Origin of the sequence: Enterobacter cloacae complex sp. XAL002 (genome assembly GCF_049236805.1) — a bacterium.
Classification (GTDB): Bacteria; Pseudomonadota; Gammaproteobacteria; order Enterobacterales; family Enterobacteriaceae; genus Enterobacter; species Enterobacter intestinihominis.
This window is the reverse complement of sequence record NZ_JBMKJN010000021.1, coordinates 23968-49810: the sequence shown is the minus strand read 5'-3', so window position 1 is coordinate 49810 and position 25843 is coordinate 23968. Positions and strand designations below refer to the sequence as shown.

Below are 25843 nucleotides of genomic sequence, written 5' to 3'. Positions count from 1 at the left end.
CCTCATTACAATTTATTAAGTGGATCTGTATTTATAAGCCCGCAACGCTGAAGAGCATCGTAGGTATTTTTCTTTTCAGCTGTTCTGGTGATAACAAGATCATGGTCAAGAGACAGTATTTTCTCGTCGAAATTGCGCATAACCTCGTCTATTTTTCTTACGAATTCCTTGTGCTGTGGCCTGTCTATATCTCCAGGGATCAAAGCTTTTAAGGGCTTCTCTGACATGAACTTAGCCGAAGCATCACTTTCATTAGATGCAGAGAGCCATTTGGCTTCCTCGTCTTCAGTCGCTGCCCCCGGGAGTAAAGTATCCTTATATTCCTCCGTATGGCTTACGAGTACCGGTACAGAGGCCGACAAGACTGCACCAGTTATGATTTCATTACCGCTACCGATAACCTTTAATTGTGCCCCCCGATAAATCATCTGAGCCAATCCAATGTTGCCTTTAGATAAAATGAATAATTTTTCGTTTAACTCATCATTTAATGGTGTTTCAACATTTGTCCATTGTAATGGCCATAAATAATGAATAAACGATTGCCAGTCTTGTGAGTCGTATCTGACATTTGAAATTTTCATATAACCACCAGACTCTGCCCGCCTGGCAATTCTCATTTTCTTTGTCAGAGTCTCGTCAAAAGGATGATTTCCACAAAAAACCATAGATACCCCCATCGAATCTACAATTTCATGTAAAAAATCAATCAACTTACTCTCACCTCCAGTTCTTGAAAATTTTAGCCTCTGCATTTCATCAATAACAAGGATACCTAAAAATGATGATTTTATTCTTTGCGCAATCTGGCGAGCCAGAGCACCATTTCTAATCTCTGGTGTAGTTCGTTCAATACCAATTGCATCATCTAATTTTTGTAAAATCTCTTCACAAAGGTCTCTCACACTTGAGTTGTATGGACAATTAATCTTTACCCATACGATTTGCTTACTGAAGCCGGGAAAAACGCCTTTATAGCTGCTGTGTTCTATAATCTGAGGGAAATGATCCATGACTTGCTCGATCATGGTAGTTTTTCCAGAACCACTCATTCCAACTATCGTAATGGTTTCAGCCTGGGATTTAAAATATCCACTTTCGGGTTCAATATCAGGACGCTCAGTCCCATAGTAATGAAGATATTGAATAGTTCCGCTTTTTAAAGGATTACGGGCTGCATAGCTTTCCCTAAGTGCCCGTAAAATCATTTTATAAGCCTGGATAAGATTGGTTTGAGGGCAACGGAATTTCTTTATACGTTCGACATACTGCTCTCTAACATTCGCCGGGGCAGTCCAGCGGATTTTTTCGTCAATTTCGGGAAAATAACTCATTTCCAGAAGTACTTCATCTTCCGTAAGCGCTTCAGGAAGTGCTTCAATTAAGGGGTTGCCACGATACTCAGGTAACTCCTGTTCTTTATATATCGCTGAAACGCTCCGTATAAGGTTCATTATTCTGCGTCCTCAGTCTTCTTCTTACCTTTTAACCATCTTTGTTTCTCCTCCCGGCCAGGCAAAAGCAGAACCTTACTGGATGACGGAAGTAGGGGTTCAGGTCTTCCATTAGCAACATCAGTTCGCCCTAATGAATCAAGTTCATTTTTCCTGTTCTTTTTAATATCTTTACCATGTACCCGTCGAGATTCGTATATTTCATTTAATCTTTCGTTACCTTTCTTGTTAAAATCATCTTTATTATTGATATTGCTGAGTGAATCCAGAGTAAATAAATTAATTTCTTTTTGAGTATCTACCCAATCAGCCATTACATCTGTATCAAGATGAGCTTTACCTTTAAATATATCTCTTTTCTTAAGCAGGTAATGCTTTTTGAAAATGCTATTTTTGTCAAATCTTACATATATATAATCTACGCAATTGTCATCTATTCTTGCTTCACAAGTGGTTCTTCCAAATACTCTGGCACCTGATGCAATGTCTGGATCACATTCATAAAAAAGATTATTGTACTGAATCCCACCGGCGGTAATGTTAGCGTTCACAGGGATCAACAATCGTGCGATCACTTCGTCGGCCCCAACGGCTCTTGCGCTGAATCTCCCGTGCTTTAAGCTTATCATCCAACTATTTTTTGGTGATATTACGAGATCATTTTCAATCAGTAAGGGATTGATATAAGCCAGTTCTTCATATGTTCTCTGATTATGTGCAAGTATCTCCCGAATCAGTAAAGACGTGACCTCCTGAATCGTTAAACAAGCCCTGGATTGCGGTGTTGGCTCTCCTTTAACAATCTTACCCCTTCGTGTTGTTCCAATAAGCCTATGAATAACTTCATCATTTAGAATACCGAAACAGCGTTCAACAATGCTTTTTCTGTCGCCTCTACCGACTGGCGCAAACTCAAGTTTTGTCAGGGGGGTCATCTTTTCCTGAGGTTTAAGACCAATCATCTCCCCGTTGTCACACATCAATGTTAATGGAATATGAGAACAAGGCCAATCATCATTAGTAATAGAGATTCCAAATAATCTACAATATTCTTTTTTTGGCATAAAGCAATTTGCTAACGCTTGTCGGGCAGCTCGCCATGAAGCATGGTATAAAGAAACATGAAGGCCAACAATCATTCTTGTTGCGCGATCCACCACTGTATAAATAGTTGGGCGCCCAATGACTTTTCGTCTGTTTAAACTCGAAATAAGATGTACATCAGCGACAGTTGAGTCTATTTCGAAAACATCACCCGGTAAAACAGTTGTATTAGCCGCACTACCTAAAAGCGCCCGCATTTTGAGGTCTATTTCTTTTTTCGTGTTCTTCTTCTTTATCGAGAAATCTTTAGTGAAGAGTTTTTTATTCCAGTATGAAAATTGTTTTAAAGAAGGAACATATGGAGCTCTATTTTCTAAGTTCGCTGTTTTAATTTCATCCCTAAAATACAAATCAATATGTCTCTCTAATGTTTTCTTTATCGTATCTCCGTTAACTTTATAATGATACATAATGAGAGATTTTCTAATATTATTTATATCTCTTTCATTAAGAATGAAAACACGTGAACGTTCATTAGGTAATGCTCTGTTTTTCTTGGAATTCCCAAGTTTAATTTCATGTTTGATTCTACTTTTCCCAGCGGCACCACAGTTCGAGAATGCGGGTAGTAATGCATAAACATCCTGCCCATGTCGCCAGTACAACGCCAGAAGCGTTCTGATAGTATATTGTGATATTTTTTTATTTCTGGAGTAGTCCATTAAAAGGTGAGACTTTTTATGTAATGCATAGTCGAACAGAAACATTCTGTCATCTACAAGATCTTTAATGATATTGTAATTTTCATCTCGCCTTCCCCTGTCTTCATCTGTTATTTCTTTCTCATCTACTAACATATATGAAGGGTATATATAATCTTTACAAGTTATGCTATTTGATTCAATATAATATTTAAACAATGAAAATGAGAAAGGAATTGGCTTACCCGTTCTTTCTGATTTTATTTTAAACAAAATTAACAAATCAACCTTTTTGTCAAAATCCAAAACACGATAAAGCCCCTCTGCAAGCAAATCAGTGCCTTGAGAGAGCCAGACTGAATTTCTAATAATATCCATTTGCGTTCAGTCCTATATAGTGGCCATTGGATATTATCTTTATCAGACCGGTTTCGAGTATTGGATATGATAAATCAATTTTTATCATTTTTAATCCAATCATTGCCTGCAATAACATCATCGCTTCTTGTGCATCTACCCCAATGATTGATGAAATCATTGCACGTAGTCCCACTATGGGATAAACATCTGGTTTAAGCTTCCATAGGATTTTATCAAGAGGATATTTATCATAAAATACAGAACCATCTCTTAATACAGAAGTAACCCAACAAATATTTTTACCGACGACGTTATTGAGTTCCGAGCCAACATAAATTTGAAACTCAACATCAATCAACTGCCAAAACATCCTCTCTATTTCAAGTTTTTGGGCTTCGCGTTCAGGTATGCTCTCGTTTTGTTTTACTGCTACAGCTTTGTATCGAAGTCCGCCTTCAGGAGTTCTCAAGGTCAGTAAAAAATCGGTTGTCATAACATTCAGAACTTCGACAGGTACTCCTCTTACTCCCCTCACCATAGGATGTTGAAAATGTAGATGATTTGCTATTTGTTGGGTAAGCCGGAGAGGAAAGAGTGGGAATTGTTCCCGGATATCAATCACCGAGTCATTAAACTCAGCCAGATAGAAAAAGTTACTTTCGACAGAAGAAAGGAGATGATGGTTTCGAAACGTCTTAAGGCCAAAGACTATCGAACGGTTTCCACGGGATTTAACGTCCTGAGCTCTAAGCCAGGGCTGATAACTTTGGCCATAGCCCACTCCTATGCCGTCACCTAGCGCATTTTCATAATCCAAATAGGATTTGAGACGCCTACCCCTACCCATGATCGTACCCAAAAAACGACATTGATACGTACCTATATGTGCATTTTATAGTCTCCAACCCTATAACCACACATTCAGTAAGTATACAACATTAGCGTCGTTTTTTGAGAATGGTTACAACTTTAGTGCTTTGTGTACAACTTTATTGTCTTCGGACATCAGCGAGTGCCTGCGCGCATGCCCAGGCACTGGCCCACGCCCACTGGAAGTTATACCCGCCGAGCCAGCCGGTCACGTCCATCACTTCACCAATGAAATAAAGACCCGGCACGTTGCGGGCTTCCATCGTGCGGGATGAGAGTTCGTTTGTATCCACGCCGCCCAGCGTCACTTCCGCCGTGCGGTAGCCTTCGGTGCCGTTTGGCTGCACGCGCCAGTTCGTCAGCGTCTCCACCAGCGTGTCCTGCTCGCGGCTGTTGAGCTGCTTAAGCGCAACATCCGGAATTTGCCCTAACACCTGCAAGCACTCCACGAGACGCTTCGGCAGCTGCATCGCCAGGGTATTTTTCAGGCTTTGATTCGGGTGCGCGGCGCGTTGCTCATTGAGGAAGGCGTCCAGATCGCAGTCCGGCACCAGGTTTACGGAGACAAACTCCCCCGGCTGCCAGTAGCTGGAGATCTGCAATACCGCTGGCCCCGAGAGACCGCGATGGGTAAAGAGCAGGTTTTCGCGGAACACCGTGCCGTCTTCGGCCGTAATGACCGACGGCACAGACACGCCGGAGAGCGTCTGAAGCTGTTCCAGCAGCGGCTTATGCAGCGTGAACGGCACCAGCCCGGCGCGCGTGGGTAATACTTTCAGGCCAAACTGCTCGGCGATTTTGTAGCCGAACGGTGAGGCACCCAGCCCCGGCATCGAGAGGCCGCCGCTGGCGATCACCAGGTTATCGGCGCTGACGGTTTCGCCGTTGAGTTGCAGCGTGTACCCTTGCTCGTTACGGGCGACGTCCAGCACTTCAGTGCGCAGGCGCATGACTACGCCGCCTTTCTCGCACTCGGCCACCAGCATATCCACGATTTGCTGGGCGGAGTCGTCGCAGAACAGCTGTCCCAGCGTCTTCTCATGCCACGCGATACCGTGTTTACCCACCAGTTCGATGAAATCCCACTGCGTGTAGCGCGCCAGCGCAGATTTACAAAAATGACGGTTCTGGCTCAAATAGGCCGCAGGCTCGACATAAAGATTAGTGAAATTGCAGCGCCCGCCACCGGACATCAGGATCTTGCGGCCAGGCTTTTTTCCGTTATCCAGCAGCAGCACACGACGACCCGCTTGTCCGGCCATTGCCGCACAAAACATACCCGCCGCACCGGCGCCAATTACTACGGCATCAAACCTTTCCACGTCAAAATCCTCTTCGTTAACTGCCGCGGATTGTAAAGTTTCCTCAGTGGTCGCACCAGCGTAAAAAGATATTACAAAGCCATTTCATTGATATTTAAAGATTATCTATTCAGGCACATTTCTCAAATCAGGTGGTATGTCAAAAAAAGTCTATATTTCACTTTGCCCGTTGCGCATTTGTCCTGGATAATGCGCCGCGTTCATGTCCTCAAAATGGCGTAACGTCCTATGCTACATTTGTTTGCCGGCCTGGATTTACATACCGGGCTTTTATTATTGCTTGCTCTGGTTTTTGTGCTGTTTTACGAAGCGATCAATGGCTTCCACGACACTGCAAACGCAGTTGCAACGGTTATCTACACTCGCGCAATGCGATCGCAGCTTGCGGTCGTTATGGCGGCGGTATTTAACTTTTTTGGTGTCCTCCTGGGCGGACTGAGCGTTGCCTATGCCATTGTGCATATGCTGCCAACGGATCTGCTGCTTAACGTGAGTTCCGGTCATGGCCTGGCCATGGTGTTCTCAATGCTGCTTGCTGCGATTATCTGGAACCTCGGTACCTGGTATTTCGGCCTGCCGGCATCCAGCTCTCACACCCTTATCGGCGCGATTATCGGTATCGGTTTAACTAACGCCCTGATGACCGGTACATCGGTTGTTGATGCGCTGAACCTTCCTAAAGTACTGGGTATTTTCGGCTCTCTGATCATCTCCCCTATCGTCGGTCTGGTGGTAGCAGGTGGATTGATTTTCATCCTGCGTCGCTACTGGAGCAACACGAAGAAACGTGCACGTATCCACCTGACGCCAGCAGAGCGTGAGAAGAAAGACGGCAAGAAAAAGCCACCGTTCTGGACGCGTATCGCGCTGATCATTTCCGCTATCGGTGTCGCCTTCTCTCATGGCGCGAACGATGGTCAGAAAGGTATCGGTCTGGTGATGCTGGTTCTGATTGGCGTCGCACCGGCAGGCTTCGTGGTTAACATGAACGCCTCTGGCTATGAGATCACCCGTACCCGTGATGCGGTAAACAACGTTGAGACTTACTTCCAGCAGCATCCTGATTTGCTGAAGAAAGCGACCGGCGTAGACCAGTTGATCCCTTCTCCTGACTCTGGCGCACTGACTGCACCGGGCGAGTTCCATTGCCACCCGGCAAACGCGATTAACGCGCTGGAACGTGCGAAAGGCATGCTGGCCGATATCGAAAGCTACGACAAACTGGCTGTAGAACAGCGTGGTCAGCTGCGTCGTATCATGCTCTGTATCTCCGACGTGACCGATAAAGTCGCGAAGCTGCCAGAGGTCAATGCTGACGATAAGCGTCTGCTGAAGAAACTGAAAGGCGATATGCTCAACACCATTGAGTACGCGCCAATCTGGATCATCATGGCGGTCGCGTTGGCGCTGGGTATCGGTACGATGATTGGCTGGCGTCGTGTGGCGACCACCATCGGTGAGAAGATCGGTAAGAAAGGCATGACCTATGCTCAGGGCATGTCCGCGCAGATGACGGCGGCAGTGTCTATCGGTCTGGCGAGCTACACCGGTATGCCAGTCTCCACCACCCACGTACTCTCTTCGTCCGTGGCAGGTACCATGATTGTTGACGGCGGCGGTTTGCAGCGTAAAACCGTGACCAACATTCTGATGGCCTGGGTGTTCACCCTCCCGGCGTCCATCCTGCTGTCTGGCGGTCTGTACTGGATTTCGCTGAAGCTAATTTAATCGGCTGAAGGCGGCAAAAAAGCGGGTCAGGAAACTGGCCCGCTTTTTTTATGCTCAGTGCCATATCATCAGCGCAATCATACTCACCACAACCAGACCACACAGGGCGCTGGTCAAAATGAACTGACGACGCAGGCGCTCGCAGCGACGGATAAACTCTTCATCGTGGTGATCGCGGTAGCGCTGGTAGTAGATATACCCCACCAGACGCATCTGCTTGCTGGGCTGTCCGTGCGAGGTGAAGAACCCTCCACCGTCCACATATTGATAAAGCAACGGATCGCAACCACGAAGTACCACTAACAGCGCACGTAACGATGAGAAGTAGCGCGCCATATTCACTATGCAAACCACGCATAACGCCCAAAACAATGCGACGGTGCTAATCATACATCCTCCCCGGCGTCCACCCACGAAGCAAGGCTCCTGAGCTACCGCACCCCAATGCCCTGACAGACAGTTCAGTGAAAGAATGACTAAAAGTCGATCCGGTTCGCGTTTTAATATCCGAACGGCTCATTAAATAGTGTAGGAGATCCGTTAATTTTTTTGCCACAAGGTTAATCGTTATCAACACCAAAGCTTGAAAAATATGTTTAACTGGGCCGTAATGAAAGCATCAGACGACGGCTTTCCCATTTAGTCATCGATAACTTAAGGAAGGAGTAACACTATGGCTTACAAACACATTCTTATCGCGGTAGACCTCTCCCCGGAGAGTAAAGTGCTGGTTGATAAAGCAGTATCCATGGCACGTCCCTACAACGCGAAAGTTTCGCTGATTCATGTTGATGTGAATTACTCCGACCTCTACACCGGTCTGATCGACGTGAATCTCGGCGATATGCAGAAACGCATCTCCGAAGAGACTCACCACGCGCTGAGCGAGCTTTCTACCAACGCGGGCTATCCAATCACTGAAACCTTAAGCGGTAGCGGCGATCTGGGCCAGGTGCTGGTTGATGCGATTAAGAAATACGATATGGACCTGGTGGTATGCGGTCACCATCAGGACTTCTGGAGCAAACTGATGTCTTCCGCACGTCAGCTGATTAACACCGTACACGTGGATATGCTGATTGTTCCACTGCGTGACGAAGAAGACGAGTAAGTGCAAAAAAGCCCGGCGGCGCTAACGCATACCGGGCCTACAAGCGGCACTGAATGTAGGCCGGGTAAGGCGAAGCCGCCACCCGGCTTTTTTTTATTCCGGCGTACCTGAATAGATATCAAAGCGATGCCCTTTGGTGGTCACCGCGTTAGTGGTCGCAACGTCCGCCAGCGGCGGCGCATAGTCAGGACGTTTCACCACCACCCGCTTCGTCGCCAGTTGACGAGCCGGCCCCAGCAGGCCATCGGCATCTAAATCTGGCCCCACCAGCGACTGAAACACCCGCATCTCTTTCTTCACCAGCGCGCTTTTCTGCTTATGCGGGAACATGGGGTCGAGATAGACCACCTGCGGGCGCGGGGTGATATCGGTCAGCGCTGTCAGGCTGGAGGCATGAATAAGTTGCAAACGTTCCTGTAACCACGAGCCGATTTCCAGGTCCGCATAGCCTCGCGTCAGCCCGTCGTCGAGCAGCGCGGCGACAACCGGATTACGCTCCAGCATCCGCACACGGCAGCCCACCGAGGCCAGCACAAACGCATCGCGCCCCAGCCCCGCCGTGGCGTCCACCACGTCCGGAAGATAGCTCCCTTTAATGCCAACCGCCTTGGCCACCGCTTCGCCGCGACCGCCGCCGAACTTACGCCGGTGCGCCATCGCGCCGCCGACAAAATCGACAAAAATCCCGCCAAGCTTTGGCTCATCGCGCTTGCGCAGCTCCAGATGTTCCGGCGTCATCACCAGCGCCATCAGGTTCTCTTCATCATGTTCCAGCTCCCAGCGGGCCGCCAGAACAGATAAGGCGCCGTCACCGGCGCCTGTTTCATCTACTAAGCAGATCTTCACGTAGCAATCAGCCTTTGATTCCGTAATGCTCCAGCATCGCATCCAGCTGCGGCTCACGGCCACGAAAGCGTTTGAACAGCTCCATAGGCTCTTCTGAACCGCCGCGGGTCAGGATGTTGTCGAGGAACGACTGACCGGTTTCGCGGTTGAAAATCCCCTCTTCTTCGAAGCGCGAGAAGGCATCCGCCGCCAGCACGTCGGCCCACAGGTAGCTGTAGTAGCCTGCGGCGTACCCGCCTGCGAAGATATGGCTGAACGCGTGCGGGAAGCGTCCCCAGGTCGGGCCTGGAATGACGGCAACCTGCTTTTTAATCTCAGCCAGGGTTTCGAGGATTTTCGCCCCCTGCTCCGGGCTGAACTCGGCGTGCAGGCGGAAGTCGAACAGGCCGAACTCCAGCTGACGCAGGATAAACATCGCCGCCTGGTAGTTTTTCGCCGCCAGCATTTTATCCAGCAGTTCTTTCGGCAGCGGTTCGCCCGTTTCGTAATGACCAGAGATAAACGCCAGCGCGTCCGGCTCCCAGCACCAGTTCTCCATAAACTGGCTTGGCAGCTCGACCGCATCCCATGGCACACCGCTAATACCGGCGACACCAGCGGTTTCGATGCGGGTCAGCATATGGTGCAGGCCGTGACCGAACTCGTGGAACAGGGTGATCACTTCATCGTGGGTAAACAGCGCAGGTTTGCCGCTCACCGGACGGTTGAAGTTACAGGTCAGGTAGGCGACAGGTTTTTGCAGGGTACCATCCGCTTTACGCATCTGGCCCACGCAGTCGTCCATCCACGCCCCGCCGCGCTTGTTCTCACGCGCGTAGAGATCGAGATAGAAGCTGCCGCGCAGCTCGTTGTTCTCGTCATACAGCTCGAAGAAGCGCACGTCCGGATGCCAGACCTCGATGTCGGTACGCTCTTTCGCGGTAATGCCGTAGATGCGCTTCACTACCTCGAACAGACCGTTGACGGCTTTGTTTTCCGGGAAGTACGGACGCAGTTGTTCGTCGCTGATGCTGTAGAGGTGCTGTTTCTGTTTTTCGCTGTAGTATGCGATATCCCACGGCTGAAGCTCGTCCACGCCGAACTCCGCTTTCGCAAAGGCGCGCAGCTGAGCTAACTCTTTTTCACCCTGAGGACGGGCGCGTTTCGCCAGATCGGTCAGGAAGTCGAGTACCTGCTGTGGGTTCTCGGCCATTTTGGTGGCGAGGGATTTATCCGCGTAGCTGTCGAAGCCCAGCAGCTGTGCCAGCTCGTGGCGCAGGGCGAGGATCTCCGCCATCACCGGGCTGTTATCCCACTTACCGGCATTCGGTCCCTGATCGGAGGCGCGGGTGCTGTAGGCCCGATACATCTCTTCGCGCAGGGCCTGGTTGTCGCAGTAGGTCATCACTGGCAGATAGCTTGGGATATCCAGCGTTAACAGGAAGCCTTCCTGCTCTTTCGCTTCGGCCTGGGCTTTTGCCGCCGCCAGCGCACTTTCCGGCATACCGGCCAGTTCGGATTCATCGGTAATCAGCTTCGTCCAGCCCATGGTGGCGTCGAGGACGTTGTTGCTGTACTGGTTGCCCAGCTCGGACAGGCGCGCGGCGATTTCACCGTAGCGGGTCTGCTTCTCTTTTGGCAGGCCAATCCCGGACAGCTCAAAATCACGCAGGGCGTTATCGACCGATTTTTTCTGGGCGGTATTCAGCTCGGCGTAGTGATCGCCGTCGCGCAGGTCGCGGTAGGCTTTGTAAAGCCCTTCGTGCTGGCCGACCCAGGTGCTGTACTCAGAGAGCAGCGGCAGGGTTTGCTCGTAGGCTTCGCGCAGCTCCGGGCTGTTTTTTACCGAGTTCAGGTGGCTCACCGGGGAGAAGATGCGCCCCAGCACGTCGTCCACTTCGGCCAGCGGCTGACACAGATTTTCCCAGGTGTACGGCCCGCCCTGCGCGACCACGCTTTCTACCGCCGCGCGGCAGTTTTCCAGCGACTGGGTAACGGCTGGAACCACATGCTCAGGGAGGATTTTAGAAAACGGTGGCAACGAAAAAGGCGTCAGTAATGGATTGGTCATAAACGCTGTCCTGTTGAAATAGATGAATGAAGCGCGCATCCGGCGCTGTGCATATTGTTTTCTGTAATGGGGTTAAGTGTAGAGGATTTCAATGCCGGAGGTTGTCGAAAAACGCCCTGTGGCGCTGCGCTTACCGGGCCTACGGGTAATCTGTGCCGTTCTGCTGTAAACTGTGGCAAATCGTCAATTCAGCGGAAAATCATTACCCATGCTCAGTTATCGCCACAGCTTCCACGCTGGCAACCACGCCGACGTCCTTAAACACACCGTTCAGAGCCTGATCATTGAAGCGCTTAAAGAGAAAGACAAGCCGTTTCTCTACCTGGACACCCACGCGGGGGCGGGCCGTTATCAGCTGAGCGGCGAACATGCCGAGCGTACCGGTGAATATCTGGAAGGCATCGCCCGTATCTGGCAGCAGGACGATCTGCCTGCCGAACTGGAGCCGTACATCGGCGTGGTGAATCATTTCAACCGCAACGGCCAGCTGCGCTATTACCCTGGCTCTCCGCTGATTGCCCGCCAGCTGCTGCGCGAGCAGGACAGCCTCCAGTTGACCGAGCTGCACCCAAGCGACTTCCCGCTGCTGCGCGCTGAGTTTCAGAAAGATAACCGCGCCCGCGTGGACAAAGCCGATGGCTACCAGCAGCTAAAAGCCAAACTACCGCCGGTTTCGCGTCGCGGCCTGGTGCTGATCGACCCGCCGTACGAAATCAAAACCGACTATCAGGCGGTGGTGACCGGTATCAACGAAGGTTACAAACGCTTTGCGACCGGAACCTATGCCCTGTGGTATCCGGTAGTGCTACGCGCGCAAATTAAGCGCATGATCAAGGATCTGGAGGCGACCGGCATCCGCAAAATCCTGCAGATTGAGCTGGCGGTGCGGCCCGACAGCGACCAGCGCGGCATGACCGCGTCCGGCATGATTGTGATTAACCCGCCGTGGAAGCTCGAAGCGCAGATGAACAACGTGCTGCCGTGGCTGCACAAAACGCTGGTGCCAGCCGGTACGGGCCACGCCACCGTAAGCTGGATCGTGCCGGAGTAATCGCAGCCATCGGTGGAACCTATTGATTTCAGGTATACAATCGCGGCAATTCACGATTAAGGACAAAAGCTATGACTAAGCATTATGACTACATCGCAATCGGCGGCGGCAGCGGCGGCATCGCCTCCATCAACCGTGCGGCCATGTACGGCCAGAAGTGTGCGCTGATTGAAGCCAAAGAACTCGGCGGCACCTGCGTAAACGTGGGTTGTGTACCGAAGAAAGTGATGTGGCATGCCGCGCAAATCCGTGAAGCTATCCATATGTATGGCCCGGACTACGGCTTTGACACCACCATCAACCACTTCGACTGGGATAAGCTGATCGCCAGCCGTACCGCCTATATCGACCGTATTCACACCTCGTACGATAACGTGCTGGGCAAGAATAACGTCGACGTGATCCGCGGCTTCGCCCGTTTCGTGGATGCGAAGACGATCGAAGTGAACGGCGAGACGATCACCGCCGATCACATCCTGATCGCCACCGGTGGCCGTCCGAGCCATCCGAACATTCCGGGCGCGGAATACGGCATCGACTCCGACGGGTTCTTCGAGCTGCCTGCTCTGCCAGAGCGCGTTGCCATTGTAGGCGCGGGTTACATCGCGGTTGAGCTTGCTGGCGTGATTAACGGCCTTGGGGCGGAAGCGCACCTGTTTGTGCGTAAACACGCGCCGCTGCGTAGCTTTGATCCGCTAATCGTCGACACGCTGGTCGAGGTGATGAACGCCGAAGGCCCAACCCTGCACACCAACGCCGTGCCAAAAGCGGTGGTTAAAAATGCGGACGGTAGCCTGACCCTGGAGCTGGAAGGTGGCCGCAGCCAGACCGTTGATTGCCTGATCTGGGCGATTGGTCGTGAACCGGCCACCGACAACTTCAACCTGGCCGCAACCGGGGTGAAAACCAATGAAAAAGGCTACATCGTCGTTGATAAGTTCCAGAACACCAGTGTACCGGGCATTTATGCCGTTGGTGATAACACAGGTGCCGTAGAACTGACGCCGGTTGCCGTGGCCGCGGGGCGTCGTCTTTCCGAGCGTCTGTTTAACAACAAGCCGGACGAACATCTGGATTACAGCAACATCCCGACCGTGGTCTTCAGCCACCCGCCAATCGGCACCGTCGGCTTAACCGAGCCGCAGGCGCGCGAGCAGTACGGCGACGATCAGGTGAAAGTGTATAAATCGGCGTTTACCGCGATGTATACCGCGGTCACCTCGCACCGTCAGCCGTGCCGCATGAAGCTGGTCTGTGTGGGCCCGGACGAGAAGATCGTTGGCATCCACGGCATAGGCTTTGGCATGGACGAGATCCTGCAGGGCTTCGCAGTGGCGCTGAAGATGGGCGCAACGAAAAAAGACTTCGATAACACCGTGGCGATCCACCCCACTGCGGCAGAAGAGTTTGTAACAATGCGTTGATATTGATGCCCCTCTTCAAAGGGGCATTTTTTTAACATTCATAAATCGTTGCAAAACGAATGCTCCGAAAATCGTGATCTACCGCACATATCCCTCCACATCCACCGAAGCGAATGTCTACGCTTATAAGACGCCCGGAAAAACCTGTCTTTTAGAACACACAACCGGAGGTCCTTATCACCATGTTCAACCAGAAACTACAGGCTACCGAGAACATCGAGTTCGAGATTGCAGAAGAGCTGCGCTACGAGACCGATCCCTGCGAGTTGAAACTGGATGAAATGATTGAGGCGGAGCCGGAACCCGAAATGATCGAGGGGCTACCTGCCTCCGATGCCCTGACGCCTGCCGATCGTTATCTTGAACTGTTCGAACATGTGCAGTCGACACGGCTGTTTGCGGACAGCAAAACTTTCCCAGACTGCGCGCCGAAAATGGACCCGCTGGATATCCTGATCCGCTACCGTAAAGTGCGTCGTCATCGGGATTTTGACCTGGCGCGCTTTGTGGAGAATCACTTCTGGCTGCCGGAGGACTACAGTAAAGAGTATGTCTCTGATCCCGGCTTCTCCCTGAAAGAACACATTGATAACCTGTGGCCGGTGCTGACGCGCGAGCCGCAGGATCATATCCCGTGGTCGTCGCTGCTGGCGCTGCCGCAGGCCTATATTGTGCCCGGCGGGCGATTCAGCGAGACCTACTACTGGGATTCTTATTTCTCCATGCTGGGGCTGGCAGAAAGCGGTCGTAACGATCTGCTGAAATGCATGGCCGATAACTTCGCCTGGCTGATTGAGCGCTACGGACATATCCCGAACGGCAACCGCACCTACTACCTCAGCCGCTCCCAGCCGCCGGTTTTTGCCCTGATGGTGGAGCTGTTTGAAGAGGACGGCGTGCGCGGGGCGAAGCGCTATCTTGAGCATCTCAAGATGGAGTACGCCTTCTGGATGGACGGGGCGGAATCGCTGCTGCTCAACCAGGCCTATCGCAGTGCGGTGCGCATGCCGGATGGCTCATTGCTCAACCGCTACTGGGACGATCGTGATACGCCACGGGATGAATCCTGGATTGAGGACGTTGAAACCGCCCGTCATTCCGGTCGTCCGCCGAACGAGGTGTATCGCGACCTGCGCGCCGGGGCAGCCTCAGGATGGGATTACTCGTCCCGCTGGCTGCGCGATCCTGCGCGGCTGGCCAGCATCCGTACGACGCAATTTATCCCCATCGATTTGAACGCATTCCTGTTCAAACTGGAGAGCGCTATCGCCAATATCTCAGCATCGAAAGGGGATAAAGAGACGGCTGAACTATTCCGCCAGAAAGCCAGCGACCGGCGCGCGGCGGTGAACCGCTATCTGTGGGACGAAGAGAACGGCTGTTATCGTGATTACGACTGGCGCCGTGAAGCCCTGGCGCTGTTCTCTGCGGCCAGCATTGTGCCGCTGTATGTGGGCATGGCGACCCATGAGCAGGCTGAACGGCTGTCCGATGCCGTTAAAGCCCGTCTGCTCACGCCGGGCGGTATTCTCGCCACCGAATATGAAACAGGTGAGCAGTGGGATAAGCCGAACGGCTGGGCACCGCTACAATGGATGGCGATCCAGGGGTTCAAGCAGTACGGCAACGATTCGCTGGGGGATGAGATCGCCTGGAGCTGGCTGCACACGGTAAACCATTACTACAAAACCCATCATAAGCTGATTGAGAAGTACCACATCGCCAGCAGCACGCCACGCGAAGGTGGCGGGGGTGAGTATCCGTTGCAGGATGGCTTCGGCTGGACGAATGGGGTGGTGCGGCGGTTGATTGGGTTATATGGTGAACCTTGACGTTGCCCTAACCCTCTCCCCTGAGGGGAGAGGGAAAAGTTAACGAATCACCTCATAAATGGCAGTCTGGATGGACTGCCATTTTTTTGTACTGGCATCGGGCTGCGTCTTCGCGCGGCGCGTTGCCATATCGGCGTCGTGCTGCTGACGTTTCACTACCGCGGGGACGGTACAGAATGCTTTCAGGTACTGCTTACGCATAGACGTCAGCGATTCGCCGTTCGCCATCGCATGGCTAAGCGTATTAATAAAGCGTCGGCAGGGCTTTTGCTCTGTCATTTGCAGGCGGTAGCGCAACATTACTTCCAGCACATCGTCGTAGCCTGCCGACAACGCCTCCTCCGTCCATGACATTTTCCAGTCCATCCCGCCCTGCAAAAACAGGAGCGCCACCCGGGTATCGTTGCGGCTAATCGCTGAACGGAAGTTGTTTTCATCCCAGGTGACACCCATCCGCGTCAGCGTTTCTCGCGAGGAAGGCGTTTCGCGCATCTCCTGCACCGGTGCGGGAGATGCCGTACTGGCCACAGCCGGCTGCGGTTTACTGCTGGTCACCAGCCAGAATCCCCCCACGACAATCGCGATAACCATCACGCCAACCGCTCCCCACAGCACGCCGGAAATCAGCTGTTCGCGCTGCTCTGGCGTACGCGCGGCGCGCTGAGTCGGTTTCTCTATACTGTCACGCACTTCAAACAGATCGCCGCCTGTTGTGCGGTCTATTTTTTGCGCCTTTTCCCAGAATGCATGCAGCTCGCTTTCATCCACCGCCATCAGCGCCGCCGGGTTAACGCGTGTCCGCCCTTCCTCAAACGCGCGCTGAACGGAGCGGGTGATCTGCGTGTAATAGCTGTCGAGCAGCTGGATTTGCGCCCCGCTCAACGGCTGCTGCACGGTGATGCTGTTGCGGATTTGACGGATATCTTCGAGGAAGGTTTGCAGGGTTTTGCGGGGTTCTACCAGCAGCGTCAGCATGTCCGGGGCGTTAAACAGCGACGCGTAGTAGCGGCTAAATTCTTTCTTATCCACCAGCAGCTGGGCCAGCTCACTAAATAACATGCCGCTCAGAACATCATTAATTTCACCGTTTTTCAGCCAGCGACGCACACGTTCAGCATTAAACAAGGTCTTAAGATGATTATTCAGCCGCACCGGATCGGGCCATGCCTGCTGTATCAATCCTTTTATCATCAGCTCAATGGCACGCACCTGTTTCTGCGCCTGGAGCTGGCTCGCCTTGTCTGGCACCCTCCCGGTATCGTAGGTCAGAAGGGGCTGTTGCAGACGCAGATATTCAAGGGATGTGACGAAGCGCATCGCCGCAATCAGCTGGTTTTCGCTGACATCCTGCCCGCTTTCATACTGGGGAACGCGCTGCTGAAGCAAGCGTAATTGCAGCGTAAAGGCCGTCATTTCCGCATCATTCAGGTTCAGCTTTCTGGCTACGGCACCCCACCCGCCCAGCCCCAGGCGGGCGCTATCCAGTTGTTCCAGAAACCAGCGTGGATCTTTTCCTTCAGAAACATGTACATTCAACAGAAGTAAGATTTCAACAGACGCCTGGCGGATCGCCGCCAGACAGTGTTCAAACTGTTCGCGGGTATGATGCGATGAGCTAATCATCATTGTTTTCCTTGAGAGACAATGAGTACCGCCAAAGCGGCATTAAAAGTCGTTTTTCTTTTTATTTATAGGAGGTTAAACATACCTGACTTTCTGTTGAAATAAAGTGACAACCCTATAATCATTTGCAATGTCTCCGGAGGATCGTCATGCCCGCCTTAACCACCGCGCGTCTCACCTGCTTGCCGCTGCAAGAGCAAGACTGGCCCTTTTTTCTGTCGCTACAGCAAAATCCTGACGTGATGCGTTTTGTCGCCCCTGCGCGTAGCGAGGCTGACATTCGGGAGGCCTTTGTGTCTCGTCTGTTGCCGTGGGCACCGGGCAGCTCGCACTGGCTCTGCCTTGTGGTGCGTGAGACGGCCAGCCAGACGCCGCTGGGCGTAACCGGCTATGTGCACCGGGAAGCAGATTGTGCCGAAGTCGGTTTTCTCTTTGCGCCCTCTGCGCAGGGGAAAGGTTACGGCTTTGAATCTCTGCGGGCGGTGTGTGATTTCGCGCTGACCCAGGGCAATATCCGTCGGCTCACCGCGACCGTGACGGCGGGAAATATCGCATCAAGGCGACTGCTGGAAAAAACAGGTTTTCAGCTGGAAGGTGAGTTGCGCGAGAGTTATTTCCTTTCAGGGCAATGGCATAACGACTGGCTATTCGGTTTACTGAAAAAGGAATATCTGTTCAGTAAAACCTGATCAACGGCCATTTGGCGGATATTCCCCGGGCTGTTTTCCCTTTATAGTTCCGCCATAAAGAGGAAACGCTTATGACGGGTTATGCAATGCAGATATCTTCTGCTGCAATCGCATTAATTAAAAAACAGCAGGGTCTTTCCCTGGAGAAATACCGTGACGAAAAGGGAATATGGGTTATAGGTTACGGTCACGTGATTCGCCAGTGGGAAAAATTTAACGGCCTCATCACGCCGACTGAGGCGGAGAATTTGCTTTTCAATGATATTCATTTATGTGAGTCGCTGCTGCGGGAAATGAACAAACGCCCATTAACCCAACAGCAGCATGATGCACTGGTATTAACGCTCTTCAGTTTTGGGGAAGATTCCCCTCTGCCAGAGAAGATCCTTCAGGCCGTCGCCCGGGTATAGTACATCGCGGCCTGCGTCCGGTTTTTGACATCAAGACGACGGAAAAGCGTCTCAAGATGGGCTTTTACCGTTGCCGCACTGATATTGAGATTACGACCTATCTCTTTATTTGACTCTCCGGCCGCCAGTAATTTCAATACCTCACGCTGGCGCTCACTTAACAATGACAGCTCATCATGAGAGGAGTGCTGGTTCATCCACTCGCCGGGAAAACAGACCATCCCTCGCGATACAGAATCCAGCACGGCGGAAAAGCGTTCGGGATTCGCATTACGAGGGATTATTGCTACCACGTTGCGCTGTAGCATTTGCTCAACCCAGCGAGGCTCTTTTTTCGTTAACACCAGCACCACGCGCGCTGTTGGAAAACGATTCATAATCTCTTCCGGTAAAGCCACACCGTTATCATGAATTAAATACCCATCTATCATGACGATAGCGGAAGGTGACGCGGATAAGTGTGCCCATAATTCATCAGTCTGACGAGTTCCTGTCAAATCTATTTCCGGAATTAATTTCTGCAAACTGCACTTCGCTCCATGAATAAATAATGACTGCCTGTCAAACATGATTACTCGCATCGTATTACTCCTCTGAGAATAGCGAAGGGGGATTCTACAGAGGCATTTTTTAAGAAAAAACTCAATGAATGGAGAGGTTACAATTCACCCAGCTCTCTTTATATCTTTCATCATTTAGACACACCTGCTTTAAGGATTTCCTTAAGAGGGTTCCCTCCCCCTTAAGTCTGTACATTACAGGAACATACCGCCTGAAACTTCAATACGTTGCGCATTCATCCAGCCCAGTTTGTCACTGAGCAACGCCGCAATGGCGTCACCGATATCATCGGGCAGGCCCACCCGTCCCAGCGCCGTCTGCGAGGCCAGCAGCTAGTTAAGCTCCGCATTATCCCTTACGCGTCCGCCTCCAAAGTCGGTTTCAATCGCGCCAGGCGCGATGATATTGACGGAAATTCCGCGCACGCCAAGCTCTTTTGCCTGATAGCGGGTCAGCACTTCCATCGCCCCTTTCATTGCCGCGTAAGTCCCTGAACCTGGCTGAGTAAAACGGGCCAGACCGCTTGAGACGTTCAGGATCCGTCCTCCGTCTTTTATGAGCGGCAGCAGCTGTTGTGTGAGGAAAAACGGACCTTTGAAGTGAATATTCACCGCATCATCAAACTGCGCTTCTGTCGTCTCGGTATAGGGTGCGTATAACCCTGTACCTGCGTTGTTCACTAAATAGTCAAAGGTGTCACGTTGCCAGACGTGTGCAAGGGTTTCCTTCACCTGTTGAGCGAAGCGCGCAAAACTTGCCGTATCGCCGACGTTAAGCTGCAATGCTGCCGCTTTTCTACCTTTTCCCTCAATTTCGCGTACAACTTCCTGCGCCTCCTGCTGACTGCTGTTCCAGGTCAGGATGATATCTGTCCCTTCCGCAGCAAGCTTCAAAACCGCATTTTTACCCAGGCCGCGGCTACCGCCCGTCACTAATGCAATACGTTCACACATAATTCACCTCGTTTCGACTGCGATGAAGATTGAGAATGAGCTTATTAGATGGTAGAAAATCAATAAATAGTGCCGCCAACGCTTCACTGTTTCATTTCAAACAACAATGACCCATATCTATGGATAAAATATACGCAATGCAGCTTTTCCTTCGCGTCGCGGAACTGGAGAGTTTTACCCGCGCGGCGGAGACGTTAAGCCTGCCGAAGGGGAGTGTCTCGCGGCAGATCCAGGCGCTGGAGAACGCGCTTGGCACTCAACTGCTGCACCGCACTACCCGCCGCGTCAGCCTGACGCAGGACGGCATGGTTTATTACGAACGCGCAAAAGATCTGCTGATGAATCTGGACGAACTGGACGGCATGTTTCTGCACGACCCTTCCACCATCAGCGGTCGGCTACGTGTGGATATGCCCGTTGCCATTGCACGAAATGTCGTCATTCCGAAACTGCCTGCATTTTTACAACAGTTTCCCGGCATTGAGCTTGAGCTGAGCAGCAGCGATCGTCTGGTCGATGTCATCCGCGAAGGATTTGACTGCGTGGTTCGCGTGGGAAACTTGAAGGACTCCGGGCTTATCGCCCGCCCGCTTGGGAAGCTTTCAGTGATTAACTGCGCCAGCCCGGATTATCTCACGCGATTCGGCTACCCTGAGACGCTGGATGATTTGGGCTCACACGCCCTCATTCATTACTCCGCCACGCTGGGCACCCGTCCTCTGGGTTTTGAGTATTTCAACGGCAGCGCGACCCAGTGGATAAAAACGGGAGGCGTTTTGACGGTTAACAGCACGGAAACCTACCAGGCCGCCTGTATCGCCGGGCTTGGCATTATTCAGGTCCCGCGCGTCGGGGTGCGTGATGCCCTGCGCACGAAAAAACTCGTTGAGATCCTGCCGCAAAATCGGGCTGAACCAATGCCCGTCTCCCTCATTTATCCCCACCGCCGTAACCTCTCCCGTCGGGTGCATGTGTTTATGGAGTGGCTTACCGAACTCACAAAAAGTTACGTGGACTAGTCGCAAGCTATAATTCAGTAACATCCAGCTCAACGAAAAGGAAAATGCGCGTGACGCCGGAAAATAACCCGCAACGACCGACTCAACATTTAGATTATGAACCCATCAAAAAGATGGATAACGAGCCTGAAGCGCCGAAGGAGCCTGGAACGACCAGCAAAGCGCTGGGCACCGTGACCGGCATAGCCGAAAAAATTCAGCAGATACCCGCGATTGCTCACCTGATCCGCGCCGCTGAGCGCTTTAACGACCGCATGGGAAATCAGTTTGGCGCGGCGATCACCTACTTCTCTTTCCTGTCGATGATCCCCATCCTGATGGTGTCGTTTGCTGCCGCCGGTTTTGTGCTGGCGTCTCACCCGACGCTGTTGCAGGACATCTTCAATAAGATCCTGACCAACGTCAGCGACCAGACGCTCGCCACGACGCTCAAAAGCACCATCAACACCGCCGTGCAGCAGCGTACCACCGTGGGTATCGTCGGGTTGCTGATTGCGCTCTATTCCGGGGTTAACTGGATGGGCAACCTGCGTGAAGCCATTCGCGCCCAGTCGCGTGACGTCTGGGAGCGTACGCCACAGGATCAGGAGAAGATATGGGTGAAGTATTTGCGCGACTTTATCTCGCTGATTGGTCTGCTGGTGGCGCTGGTCATCACGCTCTCTATCACCTCGGTCGCCGGTTCTGCGCAGCAGATGATTATCTCCGCGCTGTATCTGGACTACATTGAATGGCTGAAACCGGCCTGGCGCGGTATAGGGCTTGCTATCTCCATCTTTGCTAACTACCTGCTGTTCTTCTGGATCTTCTGGCGTTTGCCCCGCCATCGGCCGCGCAAGAAGGCGCTGATCCGTGGGACGTTGATTGCCGCCATTGGCTTTGAGGTGATCAAAATTGTGATGACCTATACGCTGCCATCGCTGGTGAAGTCCCCCTCCGGCGCGGCCTTTGGTTCGGTGCTGGGGCTGATGGCCTTCTTCTATTTCTTCGCACGCCTGACGCTGTTCTGTGCCGCGTGGATCGCCACCGCAGAGTATAAAGACGACCCGCGCATGCCGGGAAAAACCCACCACTGATGTCCTGTCGGGCTGATATTTCAGCCCGATTCATCATTTCAGCATATAAATCCAGACCGTAACTTTTATTTAACTCAAAACCAGTTTTAATGACTGATATTTAAAATGTGTGAAGCATTTCATGGAAGTGTTTTCGCTGGCCTGAAAATTATCCGCTTTTTGTTGCTTTTATGACCATGTCACGCCTTTGTTACAGATTGAAATGTCGCTTTTGCTGTGCCTAATATGGCCCTTCGTTCGTCCAAAAATAAGAAAATATTATGCAAGCAACAGCCACCACACTTAACGAAGGGGCGGAACACGTTCCGGTCAACTCCCGCAATAAAGTCGTCGTCGCATCGCTGATTGGCACCGCCATTGAGTTCTTCGACTTTTATATTTACGCCACCGCTGCGGTCATTGTCTTTCCGCATATTTTCTTCCCGCAGGGCGACCCGACGGCAGCCACGCTACAGTCTTTAGCTACCTTTGCTATCGCCTTCGTTGCGCGTCCTATAGGTTCAGCGGTCTTTGGCCACTTTGGCGATCGCGTCGGTCGTAAAGTGACGCTGGTTGCCTCGCTGCTGACGATGGGGATCTCCACCGTCGCCATCGGCCTGCTGCCGACCTATGAAACTATCGGCATTCTGGCGCCTGTGCTGCTGGCGCTGGCGCGCTTTGGTCAGGGCCTGGGGCTGGGCGGGGAATGGGGCGGCGCGGCGCTGCTGGCGACCGAGAACGCCCCGGCGCGTAAGCGTGCCCTGTATGGCTCTTTCCCACAGCTGGGCGCGCCGATTGGCTTCTTCTTCGCGAACGGCACCTTCCTGCTCCTCTCCTGGCTGCTGACCGATGAACAGTTCATGAGCTGGGGCTGGCGTATTCCGTTCGTCTTCTCTGCCGTGCTGGTGCTGATTGGCCTGTACGTGCGCGTGTCGCTGCACGAGACGCCGGTCTTCGCTAAAGTCGCCGCGGCGAAAAAGCAGGTTAAAGTTCCGCTGGGGACGCTGCTGACCAAACACCTCCGCGTGACCGTGCTGGGTACGTTCATCATGCTGGCGACCTACACGCTGTTCTATATCATGACCGTGTACTCCATGACCTACAGTACCGCCGCCGTACCGGTCGGACTGGGCCTGCCGCGTAACGAAGTGCTGTGGATGCTGATGATGGCGGTTATTGGATTTGGCGTGATGGTGCCCATCGCGGGCCTGCTGGCGGATAAATTTGGCCGTCGTTCAAGCATGATCGTCATCACCTCGCTGATCATCCTGTTCGCACTGTTTGTCTTCCCGCCGCTGCTGGGTTCAGGTAGCCCTGCGCTGGTGATGGCGTATCTGCTGATTGGTCTGAGCCTGATGGGGCTGACCTTTGGCCCAATGGGCGCGCTGCTGCCGGAGCTGTTCCCGACTGAAGTGCGTTATACCGGCGCGTCGTTCTCCTATAACGTTTCGTCTATTCTGGGCGCCTCGGTGGCCCCGTATATCGCCACGTGGCTTCAGGCGAACTATGGTCTGTTCTATGTGGGTGTCTATCTGGCGGCCATGGCAGCGTTGACGCTGATTGCGCTGCTGCTGACGCACGAAACTAAGCATCAGACTCTGTAAGCGAATGCCGGGTGGCGGCTACGCCTTACCCGGCCTACGATTCACATGTAGGCCGGGTAAGCGCAGCGTCACCCGGCAAGAACAGGCCACACCTTACTTCTTCATCTGCGACAAAATCGTCCGACACTGATTCGCTTCGCCTTCTGACGGCGAAATCAACGCCAGCAGCGCCGCCGCAGGGGTGACCAGCGTGGCGAGGGCGGCGGCAACCGCACCGCGCGCAATCAGCGGCCCGGCCTTCACGCCCGCCTGCGGATCTTTGAAGGTCCCGCGAACGTAGAGCGGCGAGCGCAGGGTGATGATGCGAATGCCTTTACTTTCCGGATCGATGGTTAAATCCAGCTGCTCGGACGCCATGCTGGCGGTACCGGTGATGTTGATAACCGCGTTTTCCGTGTCGAATGCGAAAATCTGCGGACGCGCCACACCGTTGACCAGGTCCACGTTTGCCGCCGCGCAGTTCACGCGCACTTCATCGTCTCCGAAGATTTGTCCGACGATGAAGTTACCGACGTTCAGCCCCAGGATCTCCATCAGGTTACGGCTCACCAGCCCGTCGTTCATCAGCAGCTTCAGGTTGCCGTTTCCGCTGCCTAACAGCGCGGCCACAGAGTTACCCGTGCCGCGAATGTCCGCATCGCCGTTCATCTCACCGAGGGTTTTCTGCATCAACTCCACGTCCGGCATCAGCTCTTTCAGCTTCAGACGACGCGCCTGGATCTCCGCCCTTCCCTGCATCGGCTTTTTATCCCCCTCCAGGTGGATATTCGAGGAAATGGTTCCCCCGGCCATGCCAAACTTCAGCGGTTGCAGGCGCAGATCGGCGTTTTTCAGGATGATATGGGTCGAGAGGTTGCTCAACGGCAGCGTGCTGCCATGCTCAATTTTACGTCCTTTGAAGCGCACGTCCGCATCCATTACGTCCCACTTGTCGGTTTCGAAGCGGTCATAGGGCAGCACTTTACCCGCAGGCTGAGCGTCCTTTTTGACCTCTTTTGACTTCGTGCCTTTACCCGAATCTACGCCAATCAGCGGACCAAGATCGGCCAGACGCAGCTGGCGGGATTCAACGTCCCCCTCCAGTTTCGGTCGCGGTTTTCCGGTGGTGTAGGTCAGCGTGCCGTGTATATCGCTATCGCCGATGCGGCCGTTGAACCCCCGGTAGTCAAAGACGGACGATTTTTCAGCGTCGATTTTTGCGACCAGCCGCCCGTCCGTTTCAAACGGCGGGGTATCCGGCAGCAGCACGCCGGTGAGATCGTACAGTTCACCCAGCGAATCCCCGGCAAACTTAAGCTGGAGGTCGACGCCGCCCATGTTCATCGGGTCGTTAACCGTGCCCACGAACGCCACGCGGGTATTGCCCGAGCGGAAGTCCGCCTGCACCGGGAATGGCGTGCCCTCACTCCTGAGCGCCAGCATGCCGCCGATTTTGCCTTTACCGGTCAGCGGCTGGCCGTTGTAGCGCCCTTTCGCTGTCAGGCCGAAGACGTAATCGCCAGCTTTGCTGTCATCGCCTTTGGCTTTGCTGCCCGTCACTTCGCTAAACGGCAGCGGCTTGCCCAGCGGATCGACGAGGATCTCCACGTCAGCCTTACTCACTTTATCGTCAATGGCGATCCGCCCCCGATCGAACAGAATATTGTCGAGGCGGAAGGACCATGAAGAGGGCTGCGCATTCGGATCTTTATCGCCGCTGCTGGCGAGATCGAACGTCCAGTTATTGGTTTTCTCCGACAGGCGAATCAGCCGCGCGTCGGGCTGCTGAAGTTTGATCCACGGCAGATACACCGTTTTGGTTAACAGGGCTAACGGCGCCAGCGTGGCTTCCACGCGCGGCAGGTGGATCATGGTCACTTCGGGGATGTCCGGCGGGTTGCCAAGAATGATGTCGTCAGCATGAACGTGCGGCCAGGGCACCCAGCTTCGCCAGCCGGTTTCCTCTTTCTGACGCTCCCACACGACCCCCAAATCGCCACGTATTGCGAAGGGGCGGTTTAGCTCGGTCGAGACTTTCTGGTTGATGGTCGGTTTGAGGCGGTTCCAGTCAAACGTGGCGATAATGATGATTAAGACCACGATCAGCAACAAGAAAATCCCTGCTGTCCAGGAAATCACCCTGGTTGTTTTTGTCAT

20 protein-coding genes and 1 pseudogene are annotated in these 25843 nt (G+C 52.7%); 10 read left to right on the top strand and 11 right to left on the bottom strand.

Translation table 11 applies throughout. The features are described from left to right. Positions 1-5 precede the first annotated feature (5 nt). From ACOT0L_RS18140 to ACOT0L_RS18125, 4 genes are all read right to left on the bottom strand, one after another. A complete protein-coding gene (locus tag ACOT0L_RS18140; protein WP_001049182.1) occupies positions 6-1454 on the bottom strand; it encodes an ATP-binding protein in 1449 nt (482 codons plus the stop codon). Next, positions 1454-3577: a transposase gene (locus ACOT0L_RS18135; protein WP_000351431.1), complete on the bottom strand. Its 2124-nt coding sequence runs from the start codon at positions 3575-3577 to the stop codon at positions 1454-1456. Before ACOT0L_RS18135 ends, ACOT0L_RS18140 begins: the two co-directional genes overlap by 1 nt. Then, complete coding sequence (locus tag ACOT0L_RS18130) at positions 3564-4406, bottom strand: TnsA endonuclease N-terminal domain-containing protein (protein ID WP_020833813.1); 843 nt, start codon at positions 4404-4406, stop codon at positions 3564-3566. Before ACOT0L_RS18130 ends, ACOT0L_RS18135 begins: the two co-directional genes overlap by 14 nt. A gap of 142 nt (positions 4407-4548) precedes the next feature. Continuing rightward, positions 4549-5751 (bottom strand): NAD(P)/FAD-dependent oxidoreductase, encoded by a 1203-nt coding sequence (locus tag ACOT0L_RS18125; RefSeq protein ID WP_150312897.1) that lies wholly within the window; start codon positions 5749-5751, stop codon positions 4549-4551. Positions 5752-5979: 228 nt separating this feature from the next. On the opposite strand from ACOT0L_RS18125, the gene pitA reads away from it, so the two are divergent. Next, complete coding sequence (gene pitA / locus ACOT0L_RS18120) at positions 5980-7479, top strand: inorganic phosphate transporter PitA (RefSeq protein WP_022649706.1); 1500 nt, start codon at positions 5980-5982, stop codon at positions 7477-7479. A gap of 54 nt (positions 7480-7533) precedes the next feature. Here the strand turns inward: pitA and uspB are convergent, their stop codons facing one another. After that, on the bottom strand, positions 7534-7869 hold the full coding sequence (uspB, locus tag ACOT0L_RS18115; RefSeq protein ID WP_003861224.1) for a universal stress protein UspB: 336 nt from the start codon (positions 7867-7869) through the stop codon (positions 7534-7536). 283 nt (positions 7870-8152) lie between these two features. Here uspB and uspA point away from each other — a divergent pair, with 283 nt between their 5' ends. Then, a complete protein-coding gene (gene uspA, locus ACOT0L_RS18110; RefSeq protein ID WP_003861223.1) occupies positions 8153-8590 on the top strand; it encodes a universal stress protein UspA in 438 nt (145 codons plus the stop codon). 93 nt (positions 8591-8683) lie between these two features. Here uspA and rsmJ read toward each other — a convergent pair whose 3' ends face one another. After that, the gene (rsmJ, locus tag ACOT0L_RS18105) at positions 8684-9436 is read right to left on the bottom strand and encodes a 16S rRNA (guanine(1516)-N(2))-methyltransferase RsmJ (protein WP_185817727.1); all 753 of its coding nucleotides are present in this window, start codon (positions 9434-9436) and stop codon (positions 8684-8686) included. Positions 9437-9443: 7 nt separating this feature from the next. Next, the gene (prlC, locus tag ACOT0L_RS18100) at positions 9444-11486 is read right to left on the bottom strand and encodes an oligopeptidase A (protein WP_126504349.1); all 2043 of its coding nucleotides are present in this window, start codon (positions 11484-11486) and stop codon (positions 9444-9446) included. Between the two features lie 208 nt (positions 11487-11694). On the opposite strand from prlC, the gene ACOT0L_RS18095 reads away from it, so the two are divergent. The 3 genes from ACOT0L_RS18095 (at position 11695) to ACOT0L_RS18085 (ending at position 15793) form a co-directional block, all read left to right on the top strand. Then, complete coding sequence (locus ACOT0L_RS18095; protein WP_045622206.1) at positions 11695-12537, top strand: 23S rRNA (adenine(2030)-N(6))-methyltransferase RlmJ; 843 nt, start codon at positions 11695-11697, stop codon at positions 12535-12537. A 71-nt stretch (positions 12538-12608) separates the two neighbouring features. After that, complete coding sequence (gene gorA, locus ACOT0L_RS18090) at positions 12609-13961, top strand: glutathione-disulfide reductase (RefSeq protein ID WP_126504351.1); 1353 nt, start codon at positions 12609-12611, stop codon at positions 13959-13961. A 182-nt stretch (positions 13962-14143) separates the two neighbouring features. Then, complete coding sequence (locus ACOT0L_RS18085) at positions 14144-15793, top strand: alpha,alpha-trehalase (protein WP_022649711.1); 1650 nt, start codon at positions 14144-14146, stop codon at positions 15791-15793. Between the two features lie 39 nt (positions 15794-15832). Here ACOT0L_RS18085 and ACOT0L_RS18080 read toward each other — a convergent pair whose 3' ends face one another. Then, positions 15833-17419: an STY4199 family HEPN domain-containing protein gene (locus ACOT0L_RS18080; RefSeq protein ID WP_063138091.1), complete on the bottom strand. Its 1587-nt coding sequence runs from the start codon at positions 17417-17419 to the stop codon at positions 15833-15835. Positions 17420-17565: 146 nt separating this feature from the next. On the opposite strand from ACOT0L_RS18080, the gene ACOT0L_RS18075 reads away from it, so the two are divergent. Then, positions 17566-18105, top strand: a complete 540-nt coding sequence (locus tag ACOT0L_RS18075; RefSeq protein WP_046620714.1) for a GNAT family N-acetyltransferase — start codon at positions 17566-17568, stop codon at positions 18103-18105. Between the two features lie 71 nt (positions 18106-18176). After that, positions 18177-18515: a lysozyme gene (locus ACOT0L_RS18070; RefSeq protein ID WP_022649714.1), complete on the top strand. Its 339-nt coding sequence runs from the start codon at positions 18177-18179 to the stop codon at positions 18513-18515. On the opposite strand, the gene ACOT0L_RS18065 is transcribed toward ACOT0L_RS18070, so the two are convergent. Next, positions 18494-19096, bottom strand: a complete 603-nt coding sequence (locus ACOT0L_RS18065; RefSeq protein ID WP_022649715.1) for a response regulator transcription factor — start codon at positions 19094-19096, stop codon at positions 18494-18496. The genes ACOT0L_RS18070 and ACOT0L_RS18065 overlap by 22 nt on opposite strands. Positions 19097-19270: 174 nt before the next feature. Beyond that, positions 19271-20029, bottom strand: a pseudogene (locus ACOT0L_RS18060) (SDR family NAD(P)-dependent oxidoreductase). 119 nt (positions 20030-20148) lie between these two features. Between ACOT0L_RS18060 and ACOT0L_RS18055 the strand changes: the two are divergent. From ACOT0L_RS18055 to ACOT0L_RS18045, 3 genes are all read left to right on the top strand, one after another. Continuing rightward, positions 20149-21048, top strand: coding sequence for a LysR family transcriptional regulator (locus ACOT0L_RS18055; protein WP_063139276.1), 900 nt, complete (start codon positions 20149-20151; stop codon positions 21046-21048). 50 nt (positions 21049-21098) lie between these two features. Next, on the top strand, positions 21099-22124 hold the full coding sequence (gene yhjD, locus ACOT0L_RS18050) for an inner membrane protein YhjD (RefSeq protein ID WP_022649719.1): 1026 nt from the start codon (positions 21099-21101) through the stop codon (positions 22122-22124). A gap of 260 nt (positions 22125-22384) precedes the next feature. Further along, positions 22385-23707, top strand: coding sequence for an MFS transporter (locus ACOT0L_RS18045; protein WP_022649720.1), 1323 nt, complete (start codon positions 22385-22387; stop codon positions 23705-23707). 93 nt (positions 23708-23800) lie between these two features. Here the strand turns inward: ACOT0L_RS18045 and ACOT0L_RS18040 are convergent, their stop codons facing one another. Next, entirely contained in the window at positions 23801-25843 is a 2043-nt protein-coding gene (locus ACOT0L_RS18040; RefSeq protein WP_023298835.1) for an AsmA family protein, read from the bottom strand.